The organism is Staphylococcus sp. HMSC055A09 (genome assembly GCF_001809655.1).
Taxonomy (GTDB): domain Bacteria; phylum Bacillota; class Bacilli; order Staphylococcales; family Staphylococcaceae; genus Staphylococcus; species Staphylococcus capitis.
The window spans coordinates 909,043-921,219 of sequence record NZ_KV798369.1; the positions used below are offsets into that span (position 1 = coordinate 909,043).

Consider the following 12,177-nt stretch of genomic DNA (forward strand, 5'->3'; position numbering starts at 1 on the left):
CTTTTTTACCTTTACCAGATTTCTTATCATGACGTTCTCTATCTTCATCAAAGTCTCGCTCTTCGTGGTCTTGTTGACGACGATGATTGTCATCAGTTAGATCATTATTATGACCTTCATTAACTTTAGGTCCAGGACGAGCACCTGTTTTTTTATTAGAATGTTGAGCAGCGTTACCAGTAGCTCCAGCACCTGCAGCTCCACCAGCTATAGTTGCATCTTTTCCGCTACCTAATCTATCATCTTGTGCACCTTGGTCTTCACGCACGTTATTACTTGAACGGTTTAAATTTTCATCATGATCGTGTTGACCGTGGTCTGTGCGAGATGCTGTGTCGTAATTATCGTTTTCACCATTATGTAATGATGCTTCATCATAGCGATCATCTAGTGAATTATTTTCATTCGAGTTGTCGTTACGGTCATCTTGTTGTTTATTATGATTAGTAGCAACATCACGACGTCTCTTACGACGTTGTGCGTTTCTAGGAGGAAATTGTTGATTTGATTTATCCTCGATATTTTCTTTTGATTCATCTTGCTGTTCATCGTTTACACGATTGTTGTGTTCTTCTGGATCAATAGATTGACGATTTTTTTCAAAATCATCTTTGAAACTATTATTAGACACAAACATCATCCTTTCTTTGTTTAAGTGAATTTAATAACGTTACATTTAATATACCCACGAATAAGTGTGAATATGTATGAAATTTAAAAATATTTAATACATTTAAATAAGTCTTACGTTTTAATTATAGCTTGATAAAATTCTTTAAGTAAAGCGATAGCTAGCCTGAGAATGAAGATTGCCAATTTAGTCAGAAATAAATGATGCTTCATAATCATTTTAACTAGATATAATTATCTGAAGTTAATCTTCAAATAAGTTTTGCAATTTTTCTTTATAATTCATTTTCCTTTTTACTTTTTTGCGATTAAAAGTTTTTATTTCTTCCAATTCAGTATCATTGTCGCAACATCTTACAGGTTTATCCGGATGTTCACCAAAAAACTCGAGTAAATAATTACGGCGACATTGATCTAAATTTTTATAACCTAGTATGCGCATATATCCTAAACGTTTACGTTGAAATGATTTTTTAAATATTGATTTAAGGTCATTAATTGTAAACTGACGATATAACGTATCTAGAATATCTTTTTTAACGGGTGGTAAAAATTCACCTAATTCAAACATAGAGATATCCTCTTCAGTCATCATATCTGCAAACAATAAGGTTTCTAAAATGAAACTATCATCGGGTTGATACAAACTAATGGCTTGACTCGGTTTACCATCTCTTCCTGCGCGACCAATTTCTTGTAAATAATTGGAAGGACTTGAAGATAAATGAAAGTGAATGACAGTTCGGATATCTTTTTTATTTATTCCCATCCCAAAAGCACTTGTTGCTACGATAATAGGTATATCATTATTTAAAAATTGTTGTTGAACAGTTTGACGTTCTTGATAACTCAAATCACCATGATAAATGCCCGTTAAGAATCCCGCCTCATAAATTAATTTAGCTAATTCTAGACATCTTTTCTTAGAGGAAATATAAATAATCGTGGGTCCTGAATAGCTTAAAAAAGGTATGAGCCACTTTATTTTCTCATCATCATCATTAAAATTCTTATGTTGTAAAGAAATGTTATCTCTATTCATACTCGTTTTAATGACATTTAAATCAATACTAAGAATATGTGATAAATCTTCTTCTAAATGTGGTGGAGCTGTCGCAGTTAACGCTAGTATACGCGCATTTTTGAAGTGAGAAGTGATTTGTCCAATAAGGGCATAATGTGGTCTAAAGTCATAACCCCATTCTGATAGACAATGAGCTTCATCTAAAACTATTAAACCAAAGTCTAAATGTGATATTAACTTGAAATTCTGTGGCTGTAATAGAAATTCGGGACTTAAATAAATGAATCGACTTTGTGAAATTTGATTAATATGGTTTCTCTTTTCGATTTCATCCATACCTGAATGTATATATGAGACGTGAGATTCACCATTAAGTTTCATTTGCATCACTTGATCATCCATTAAAGAAATTAACGGTGATATGACTAACGTTGGTTTCTCAATTAAATATGTAGGAAGTTGGTAACATAAACTTTTCCCGCTTCCTGTAGGTAAAATACCTAAGGTGTGCTTACCTGCTAATATGCTTTCAATAATCTCCTTTTGGCCACGTTTAAAAGTCTCAAATCCAAACCATTCTTTAAGTTTATCTTCTAACACGTAAGTCACCTCGCTCAATACCTACGATGATTAATTTTATTTGAAAATAAGTTAAGTCTTCAAATGCTTGTTTGTATTCTCTTAATCTTAGGCCTATGTGATGATCATAATATTGAATAAATTGATCAATTTGTTTTTGATTGACATAAGTGTTGTAATCATTCTGATAACCTTTAATAAATATTTCCAATACATGATCTTCAATAGTATTTATTTTAACGTTTTGATGTTCTGCTATTTCGTTCATATTCATACCGTGTAGTAATTTTTGATAACTTAGAAAAGTTTGATTTAACAACTGAGGTAAGATAATTGTTTGAGATAGTATAGGATAATTAGATTCGTCTTCAATCTCATCTAATAAATCTATCAGTTGATTCATCTCTAATTCAAATAGTTCAGATTGCTTTATATCCTCTATCAAACTAATTTGCTGACGAGTATACATAGGTTCCTCATACCCTTGTATATAGTAATGTAGCACATTCTTATTATTGCGACGTTCTATTGCGTCGAATAGTGAATATATTTCTGATATAAATGACGCTTCCAATTGAGAGAGTTTGATATGATTATATAGCTGTTTCACTTTCTGTTGTACGTAAGTATTTTGAACTACTGGAATAAATTTAAATGTATCTTTGCGAGTATTCGATAATGTTTGGATAAGTAGTTGTATACAACTAAATGTTCGGGTTAAACTATCATATGTATATCGAGGATGCGTTTTGATATCTAATTCATGATTAAAATCATCCTTTTGTAGTATAAATCGCTCAAAAGTAGGATATTTTAAATTGGGTAAACTATGATATAATGACAAAAGTTGTTGGCTCGAAGCGTCAAAAAAAGTTTGATGAGACTTCTTGCCTATTAAAATATTATAAATACTTTTATTTGTTTTGTAGTTAAATGCATGATCAATAGCATAAGATAATATATCGTACAAATTAAACCCTCACTCTATAAAACGAATATATTGAAATGAAAAATGTCGATGTCTACAATTGTATTAGTAATACTAGTGTAGCATTTTTATCAAAGGAGGCGAATGAAAATGGCTAAATATACAATCGTTGATATGGATACTTGTATAGCATGCGGTGCATGTGGTGCAGCAGCTCCAGATATTTATGATTACGACGACGAAGGTATTGCTTTCGTAATCCTTGATGATAACCAAGGTACTGCAGAAGTGCCTGAAGAGTTATACGAAGATATGGAAGATGCACTAGAAGGTTGTCCTACTGATTCAATTAAAATTGAAGACGAACCATTTGATGGTGACGCGCTTAAATTTGAATAATAAATTGACTCGAATTCTTAATTATAATTATTAGGAATTCGAGTTTTTATTTTTGATTACTACTTGCCTCATTTTTATTAAAGAATGATATCAAAAATGCTCTTGATACTAAGAAGTTTTGAGATAACTTATTATCAAGAGCATTTATTTATTTAAAAATATTTTTTAGTCTTTTATATAGTAAAACAAAGATAATTGAAATGATGATACCTTTGATAATATTAAACGGTATTACACCGGAAACAATTACAATTTTAAGATTTTTAACGACATCTCCTAAATTAAATATCATTCCATATAATGGAAGTAATACAAAGTAATTTAAGATACTAAGTACAATAGTCATAACAATCGTACCAACTATTAGACCATAAATTAAAGTGCGTGTTGAGCGTTTGTTTTTATATACATAATAAGCTGATAATAAGAAACTTGCCCCGGCTAAAAAGTTTGCTAAAGGCCCAACAGGGTCTCCCATGTTAAATAAAAAGTTTAAGATATTTTTAATGAATGCGACAATAATACCTGCAATGGGACCTAATAAAAAAGTAGCAAGTAACGTTGGCACATCACTAAAATCTAACGTTAAGTATGGTGGTAAGAATGGTAGCGGAAACTTTATAAATGTTAATACAAACGCAACCGCACTTAACATACTTATAGTTATAAGACGTTTATTTTGTTGCATATTTAATTTTCTCCTTCCATTCATCTTGCTTAGAAAAGGAGGAAATTTGCACAACAAAAAACCTCCATCTTCTCCCATCCAGACTATACTGTCGGCTTCAGAATCTCACTGAATCAAGAAATAATATGACAACTACGTGTGTTATCGAATTATTTCGTCGCAGGCTTAAATTTACTGCCGGTTGGGAATTGCACCCGACCCCGAAGATGAATATTGATAATGTTTTTATTTAATTTTTATATTACACGATAAAGGTGATAAACTCAATGACTCTGCTTTCTTATTAAAAAATAAAATCGTTAGTATAAAGTACTTAGTTATTTATTATCAAAAAGATATTCGATCAATATAAAAGTGCTTCCTTTCATCAAATCATTCAATTGACCTAATTTTCTATAAACCAAAGATGAAACTTTATCATTGATGTGAAGTTAGAACATATTAGAAACACAAAAATGCACCCCAAAAGTTAGAGTATATCTCCAACTTAATGAGATGCACATCGAATTTGTATTTTAAAATTTTGTTTACTCTGCTTCATTATTTTTAGGTTGAGGGAGCTTAATTATAAATGTGGTACCTTTACCGAGCTCACTTTTTACATCAATTTGTCCACCATGCTCTTCAATAATCATCTTACAAATAAAGAGACCTAAACCAGTTCCCTGCTTACCACGTTTACGTGAGGCATCCACTTTATAGAAGCGGTCAAACACTTGTTGTAAATGTTCTGGAGCAATACCTGTACCTGTATCGCTAATATATAAAATATTATATTGCTCATCTTTACTTGCAGTTACTGCAAGTGTGTCACCTGGTTGTGTATATCTTGATGCATTATCAATGAGATTAGTTAAAACTTGATCCATTCGATCCATGTCATAATCCCATAGAAGATGATCATTGCCAGAGTTAAATTCCATCGTTAATCCTAAATCGTCTGCTTGCATACGGTATTTAGCTTTCATTTTATCTAAAAGATTTTTTATTGGTTGTACTTCTTTCTCAACCGATAGACCTTCAGCATCCATTCGTGCAACATTTAATAATTCATTAACTAGACGATTTAATCGTTTAGATTCATCTAATACAACACCAAGTGAATCACGAATTTCATCTGGTTCAGTGACTATACCATCAACAATTGATTCTGTATAACCTTGTAATAAGGAAATGGGTGTGCGTAATTCATGGGATACATTAGCGATAAAGTCTTTTTTCATTTGATCTAAATTATGTTCATTTGTCATATCACGAATAATCACTACAATACCACTTCTGCCATTCGGCTGAATACGATTGATATAACTTGTGATAAAGACGTAATAACGCGTACTACTTTCGATTTCGAGAAATTCAGTTCTTTTGGATTCAAATGTTTTTTCGATTTGTTGTTCGATTGATTCTTTTGAAAAATCATCAATAAAATGGATGATATCATCAGCCATTTTATTAGAAAAGATAACGACTCTTTGATCGTTTATACCTAATACACCTTCGACCATGGAGTTTAATAAACTGTCACGAATACTTTTAGATGATGATAAAGCGTCAATATGTTCTTGAATCTCGTAATTCATATTATTGAAAGCTCTTGATAAGTCGCCAATTTCATCTTTAGTAGATACGGAAGATATTTGACTATAATCACCTTCAGAAACTTTTTGTGCTTGTGTCTTTAATTGTCTCAAGGGTTTCGTAATTCTGTTCGATAAGAAGAATGCAAATACTGTACTAGCTGCTATAAATATAATTGCAGTAATCAAAATGATAATAGTTATAGCATTATTTGTATCTTCAATAGATTTTAAGTCTTTATAAATAAACACGCCACTATGCTTACTACTAGCATCTTCTTGTGGTTTCATTGGATAACCTAATAGTATATATGATTGTGTATTACCGTTATTTTTAATTGTGACGTTTTGAGTTTCAAATTCGCCGTTATTGAAGACTCTTTTAAATTTAGGGCTCTTTTTAATTTCATTGAGCATTTGAGTTTTCGTGTTATTATATGATGCGTGTGGTTTATCATTAAAATTATTCATAATGATTAAACCACCAGGGCCATCTACAAGTTTTTGACTGTTTTGAATAGCAAGTGATTTATTGTGAGATTTCTCAACGAGTGAACTTATTCCTTTGGCATCTTCTTTAATAGAATTTTCAGTTTCTTGCGTAAAATAATATTGAATAAAGGTAATTAAGGATACACTTAATAAAATTAAAACTGTCGCTACTATTAAAATAATAGTTAACCACAGTTTTATAACTACGCTATTTAGTCGGTTCATCACTGGCTTTGACCTCGAACTTATAGCCTACACCCCAAACAGTTTGAATCATTTGAGCTGCATCGTTAGATACACGATTTAATTTCTCTCTTAAACGTTTTACATGTGTATCTACTGTTCGCAAGTCGCCATAAAATTCATAATGCCATACTTCTTTAAGTAATTGTTCACGATCGAACACCTTATTAGGTGTCTTAGCTAGATATATGAGTAATTCATATTCTTTAGGTGTTAAATTCACTTGCTCGTTATCTGCAAGTACTCTATGTGCATCATTATCAATCACTAAATGATTGAATTCAATAATATCACGTGCATGTGGTTCGCTTTGTTCTGAGTTTGCAGATTGAGTACGTCTTAATAAAGCTTTAACTCTTAATACAACTTCTCTAGGTGAAAAAGGCTTAACAATATAGTCATCGGCACCGGATTCAAATCCTTCAACTCGGTTAGTTTCTTCTCCTTTTGCCGTAAGCATAATAATAGGTGTATCTTTGTGTTCTCTTAGTTTAGATGCGACTTCTATACCATCCATTTCTGGTAGCATTAAATCTAAAAGAATGCACGCATAGTTATTATCCATCGCAAGCTGATAAGCTTCCTTACCATCACTAGCTTCATGGATTTCAAAAGATTCTCTTTCTAAGTATAATTTAAGCAATCTTCTGATTCTGTCTTCATCATCGACGATTAAAATTTCGTTAGCCATATTACTTTTTACCTCCTACACATGCTGTTCAAATTCATTTGTTATTATAGCACAGGTTGAACATATTAAGTGACTGATAGTTAAAACTATGTGAAAAAAATCTCAATCTTATTGGTAAAAACATATTTTTTGTGTTTATTTACCATTTTCGGCTAAATGTCTTAACGTTTTCACCTCGTGAGGGGTCAACACACGACCTTCTCCGGCATTTAAACCTTTCAAGTCTAAAGGACCAAATTGAATACGTGTTAATTTATTCACTTCATGACCAAAATATTCAAACATACGGCGCACTTGACGATTTCTACCTTCACTTATAGTAATTTCGACTAATGTAGTGTTTTTCTCTTTATCTTGTCTTTTTATTTTTACTTGAGCCGGTTGAGTAAAACCATCTTCTAATTCAATGCCTTGTTCTAATTCTTTAACTTGTTCTCTCATTAAATAGCCTTTTAATTTAGCAACATATTTCTTTTTAATGTGATAACGTGGATGAGTCATTAAGTTAGTGAATTCTCCGTCGTTTGTTAACAATAAAACACCTGATGTATCATAATCTAAACGTCCAACTGGATATATACGAGTTTCAATATCTTCAAAATAATCTGTCACAACTTTACGACCCCGATCATCAGATACACTCGTAATAACTTGAGTAGGTTTATAAAATAAGATATACATTTTATCTTCTTGTTCTATTTTAATGCCCTCTACTTCAACTGTGTCTGAGTGAGACACTTTTGTTCCTAATTCAGTCACAACTTGTCCATTTACTTTGACTTTTCCTTCGGTTATGAGTGTTTCAGCTTTGCGTCGTGATGTATAACCACTATTCGCGATTCTTTTTTGTAGTCTCTCTAATTCTTTACTCATTTGAATCTCCTTTTTGATTAACTAAATTACTAAAGAATTCATCCATTTCAGCATCATCCTCTTCAGTCGTTGGTAATGACTCAAGACTTTCTATACCAAATACATTTAAAAATAAATCAGTGGTTATTAAATGATGACTTCTAGAATGATCGACATCTTTAGCTTCTACTAAACCTCTAGCTATAAGTGTTTTAACAGCGCCATCGGAATTAATCCCTCTTATCATTTCTATATCGCTACGAGTGAGTGGTTGATTATAAGCGATAATTGAAAGTGTCTCCATAGCTGCCTGAGATAACTTCATTTTAGATTTTTGTTCGATGAGCTGTTCAATATAAGACGATGCGTCTTTTTTCGTTGTTAAAACATATGTTGTACCAAATTTTTGGATAACCAAACCAGGAGATTGATAGGTATCGATTAACTGGTCGAGTTCATTTTCATTCAACTCCAAAATTTCCAATAATTGCTTCTGCTCTAATCCTTCATCACCAGAAGTATATAATAAAGCCTCTAATATTCCTTGGTTATCCAATGTTGTAATTCACTCCTCTAATGATATCGATGTCCTCAAATTGATTGTTTTGATTAATATTGACGATACCAGATTTAGACATTTCTAATATAGCTAGAAAATGTGTTACTACTTGTTCTACTGGTTCGTGGAAAGTAAATAAACTAAAGAAATTAAATGATTCATGCTCTTTTAGACGATTTGTAACTTGTTCGGTTGCTTGTTGAATTGTAAATGTCTCTTTTTTAATTTCTACAGATTTAGGAGTGTTGAGTTCTACTCTATTTTTAACTCTTTGATAAGCTACGATGAGTTCTGTTAAATCTATAGTCTGATTTGGATCCCATGATTCATCAGTTTCCAAATGTGATAAATCAGTAGGATACTTCGTATAATAAAGTTCTCGTTGATCTTTCATATCATTAAGTATTTCAGTATATTCTTTATAGTTTTGATATTCGATTAAACGCCCTACTAAATCTTCACGGGGATCTTCTTCAATGTCATCTTCTACACTCGTTTGAGGTAGCAATAATTTACTTTTAATCATTAAAAGTTCAGAAGCCATGACTAAATATTCACTAGCAATATTAATTTCAAGTTGATTCATCGCATGAACATATTGCATATATTGCTCAGTTAAAGCTTTCATGGGAATATCATAAATATCTATTTCAAATTTCTGTATTAAATGCAATAACAAGTCTAATGGTCCGTTAAACGCATCTAGTTTTACTTCATACATCCTATCTACCTCAATCTCGTGTTGCATCTTTAGTGCATATTTCACACAAATATTATAGCATGAATATATATAACTTTTAAATTTTGGGTGGATTGCCATGGATGACGCGTTAATTCATTTCTATTATCAATTTCATAAGCATCAACATTATTTTTTATGTCATGATATTTTAGAAGAAGCTTGGAAATTAAATCCCTCTTTCTCTAAAAATGACGCGGTAGTGAGTTTAATACTATTTGCCACAGCTTGTTATCATTATCGCCGGGATAATATTAAAGGTGCTTTAAAATCATATGAAAAGTCACTGTCTGTTATTAAACAAGCAAAAGATAAAACTCAATTACATTTAAATATTGATGAGTATCAGAGCATGATTTTACATCAAATAAATTCTATTAGAGATCATCATGTATTTGTACCTGTCAAACTACCTATACACACATCATTTGAGAAAGTTATTACACGTGTATATCAAGATTATAGTTTTACTCAATTTGTAATATCAGAGCCTTACATTGTTCATCATCATATAAAACGTGATCGAACAGAAGTTATACAAGCCCGTGAAGAAGCAAGACAATTACGTCGTTCACATACTCAACGGCCTTATAATACATTAAAAGACCAATAAACGTATGATAGCTACATTAAATCACTACGTTTATTGGTCTTTTAAATTACAATTAAGCTCTAGGATGAAATTGATTATACATTTTTCGAATTTGAGATTTTGATACATGTGTATATAACTGTGTCGTAGATATATCAGAATGGCCTAACATTTCCTGGACAGCCCTTAAATCAGCGCCATTTTCAAGAAGATGTGTAGCAAAGGAATGTCTTAACGTGTGAGGTGTTAATGTCTTGTTAATGTTCGCTTTAATACCATTCTGTTTAATCATCTTCCATATACCTTGTCGTGATAAAGGTTTGCCATGCATATTAAGAAATAATACATGTGTGACAGTTTGTTTTAATAATTGAGGGCGAACTGTTTCAATGTATGTAGTTAAATACTCAATAACAGCATCACCTAAAGGAACAATACGTTCTTTATTCCCTTTACCAAAAACTCTGACAAACCCCATCATTAAATTGACATCTTCGACTTCTAATTGAATAATTTCAGAAACGCGCATACCTGTAGCATATAAAAGCTCTAACATCGTCCGATCACGATAACCATTATTCTTACTCAAATCTGGTGTTTCTAATAAATCCAAAACTTCCTGAACCTCTAATACGTCAGGTAGTTTCTTTTCGTATTTTGGCGTTTCAATTAACACTGTCGGATCTTTCGCTGCATATCTTTCTCTTAATGCGAACTGATGAAAGCTTCTAATTGTAGATATAAAACGTGCAAGTGATTTTGAGGATTGACCCAAATCTATTAAATGACCTAGGCACTCCTGAATCACTTGACGATCCACGAAATCAATATGGGAAATTTTTCTTTCTTCAAGATATTCTTCATATTTTTTTAGATCCCTACGATAAGCGCCAATGGTATTACTACTCAAACCCTTCTCGATTTGAATAAAATTCAAATATTCTTCAATGATTGTATTCATATAAGCACCTCTATTGAAGCGGTGGCTTCTTTAAACTTATTAGATTGCGTTAGAATTTTTAAGTATATTTGTGAAAATAAACCCCTAATTAGCCTTTACCTTTCGCTTGGCAATCAGAACAAACGCCATGGAAAGTTAAACGATGGTCAAGTATTTTAAAGTTAAATTCATTTTCAACACGATTTTCAACTTCAGGTAGTAAATCTTCATCAATTTCATCTACCTTACCACATTCCATGCATACAAGATGATGATGGAAATGTTTAGCCCCTTCTTTACGTAAATCGAAACGAGCTACTCCGTCACCAAAGTTTATTTTATCAACGACTTTGAGTTCAGCTAACAACTCTAAGGTTCTGTATACCGTAGCTAAACCAATTTCAGGCGCTTTATCTTTCACTTTTAAATACACATCTTCAGCACTAAGATGATCTTTTTCATTCTCTATTAAAACTCTAACTGTAGCCTCTCGTTGTGGAGTTAATTTATAAGATGATTGTTGTAATTGTTGCTTCACGCGATTGAGACGTTCTTCCACGGAAGCCTCACTCCTCTACTAAGAATTATAATCATTTTAATTTAATCTATGATTCACTAAATAAAATATCAATATTCTCAATAAAAAGCAAGAGTTTACGCTAGTTATTTAGAATGATTATAATTTAATAATAAGTGCTGTAGAGCGATAATTGTTTTAGCATCCTCGAGTTCCTTGTTTTCTAACATAGATTTTACATTCTCAATAGATACCTTATGTAGTTCTACAAATTCGTCATCATCTAAATTCATTTCACCTTCAGACAACTGATCTGTAAAATAAATTGATAATTTCTCACTTGAAAAACCTGGAGATCCATACATATCTGTTACAAATTCTAGATTTGAAGCAATATATCCTGTCTCCTCTTGTAATTCACGTTTCGCAGCTTCTTCACGCTCTTCACCTTTTTCAAGTTTGCCTGCTGGTATTTCAAGCAAAGGTTTTTCAGCTGGCTTTCTAAATTGTTTAACTAATAGGACTTCGTCTTCAGGTGTTACTGCACACACTGCTACGGCACCATTATGATAAACTAATTCACGTTTAGATGTACTGCCGTCGGGTAATTCAACATCATGTAGTTCTAGGTCAATAATTTTTCCATTGTAAATGACTGTGCGGTCAATCGTTTTTTCGTTTAATCTCATATGTAAACACGTCCCTTTTATTTATATTTATAAATTGA

At 31.9% G+C, this 12,177-nt stretch carries 13 protein-coding genes, 1 pseudogene and 1 riboswitch; of the genes and pseudogenes, 2 read left to right on the forward strand and 12 right to left on the reverse strand.

What is annotated here, in order from left to right; translation table 11 throughout:
• The 3 genes and pseudogenes from HMPREF2642_RS11895 to HMPREF2642_RS09755 all read right to left on the reverse strand — a co-directional run.
• Nucleotides 1-637, reverse strand: a pseudogene (locus HMPREF2642_RS11895) (elastin-binding protein); the annotation flags it as partial.
• Nucleotides 638-874: 237 nt separating this feature from the next.
• Entirely contained in the window at nt 875-2,254 is a 1,380-nt protein-coding gene (locus HMPREF2642_RS09750) for a RecQ family ATP-dependent DNA helicase (RefSeq protein ID WP_023350235.1), read from the reverse strand.
• A complete protein-coding gene (locus HMPREF2642_RS09755; RefSeq protein WP_049427649.1) occupies nt 2,241-3,203 on the reverse strand; it encodes a YpbB family protein in 963 nt (320 codons plus the stop codon). The genes HMPREF2642_RS09750 and HMPREF2642_RS09755 overlap by 14 nt, the downstream gene beginning before the upstream one ends.
• A gap of 108 nt (nt 3,204-3,311) precedes the next feature.
• Between HMPREF2642_RS09755 and HMPREF2642_RS09760 the strand changes: the two genes are divergently transcribed.
• The gene (locus HMPREF2642_RS09760; protein ID WP_002433578.1) at nt 3,312-3,560 is read left to right on the forward strand and encodes a ferredoxin; all 249 of its coding nucleotides are present in this window, start codon (nt 3,312-3,314) and stop codon (nt 3,558-3,560) included.
• A 148-nt stretch (nt 3,561-3,708) separates the two neighbouring features.
• Here the strand turns inward: HMPREF2642_RS09760 and HMPREF2642_RS09765 are convergent, their stop codons facing one another.
• From HMPREF2642_RS09765 to HMPREF2642_RS09790, 6 genes are all read right to left on the reverse strand, one after another.
• Nucleotides 3,709-4,248 carry an ECF transporter S component gene (locus HMPREF2642_RS09765; protein ID WP_049427645.1) on the reverse strand — a complete coding sequence of 180 codons (540 nt, stop codon included), beginning with the start codon at nt 4,246-4,248 and terminating at the stop codon, nt 3,709-3,711.
• Nucleotides 4,249-4,310: 62 nt separating this feature from the next.
• A riboswitch (FMN riboswitch) is annotated at nt 4,311-4,460 on the reverse strand.
• A gap of 315 nt (nt 4,461-4,775) precedes the next feature.
• Nucleotides 4,776-6,542, reverse strand: coding sequence for an ATP-binding protein (locus HMPREF2642_RS09770; protein ID WP_070597822.1), 1,767 nt, complete (start codon nt 6,540-6,542; stop codon nt 4,776-4,778).
• The gene (locus tag HMPREF2642_RS09775) at nt 6,526-7,251 is read right to left on the reverse strand and encodes a response regulator transcription factor (protein WP_002433904.1); all 726 of its coding nucleotides are present in this window, start codon (nt 7,249-7,251) and stop codon (nt 6,526-6,528) included. Before HMPREF2642_RS09775 ends, HMPREF2642_RS09770 begins: the two co-directional genes overlap by 17 nt.
• Nucleotides 7,252-7,386: 135 nt before the next feature.
• The gene (locus HMPREF2642_RS09780; RefSeq protein ID WP_002433632.1) at nt 7,387-8,124 is read right to left on the reverse strand and encodes a pseudouridine synthase; all 738 of its coding nucleotides are present in this window, start codon (nt 8,122-8,124) and stop codon (nt 7,387-7,389) included.
• Entirely contained in the window at nt 8,117-8,659 is a 543-nt protein-coding gene (gene scpB, locus HMPREF2642_RS09785) for an SMC-Scp complex subunit ScpB (RefSeq protein ID WP_049427641.1), read from the reverse strand. Before scpB ends, HMPREF2642_RS09780 begins: the two co-directional genes overlap by 8 nt.
• Nucleotides 8,652-9,383, reverse strand: a complete 732-nt coding sequence (locus tag HMPREF2642_RS09790; protein ID WP_002433782.1) for a segregation and condensation protein A — start codon at nt 9,381-9,383, stop codon at nt 8,652-8,654. The genes scpB and HMPREF2642_RS09790 overlap by 8 nt, the downstream gene beginning before the upstream one ends.
• Before the next feature lie 97 nt (nt 9,384-9,480).
• Here HMPREF2642_RS09790 and HMPREF2642_RS09795 point away from each other — a divergent pair, with 97 nt between their 5' ends.
• On the forward strand, nt 9,481-10,014 hold the full coding sequence (locus HMPREF2642_RS09795; protein WP_049427638.1) for a DUF309 domain-containing protein: 534 nt from the start codon (nt 9,481-9,483) through the stop codon (nt 10,012-10,014).
• A 52-nt stretch (nt 10,015-10,066) separates the two neighbouring features.
• Here the strand turns inward: HMPREF2642_RS09795 and xerD are convergent, their stop codons facing one another.
• The 3 genes from xerD to HMPREF2642_RS09810 form a co-directional block, all read right to left on the reverse strand.
• Entirely contained in the window at nt 10,067-10,954 is an 888-nt protein-coding gene (gene xerD, locus HMPREF2642_RS09800; protein ID WP_002433630.1) for a site-specific tyrosine recombinase XerD, read from the reverse strand.
• Between the two features lie 88 nt (nt 10,955-11,042).
• Entirely contained in the window at nt 11,043-11,492 is a 450-nt protein-coding gene (locus tag HMPREF2642_RS09805; RefSeq protein WP_002433885.1) for a ferric iron uptake transcriptional regulator, read from the reverse strand.
• A 104-nt stretch (nt 11,493-11,596) separates the two neighbouring features.
• The gene (locus tag HMPREF2642_RS09810; RefSeq protein ID WP_002433666.1) at nt 11,597-12,139 is read right to left on the reverse strand and encodes an NUDIX domain-containing protein; all 543 of its coding nucleotides are present in this window, start codon (nt 12,137-12,139) and stop codon (nt 11,597-11,599) included.
• Nucleotides 12,140-12,177 lie beyond the last annotated feature (38 nt).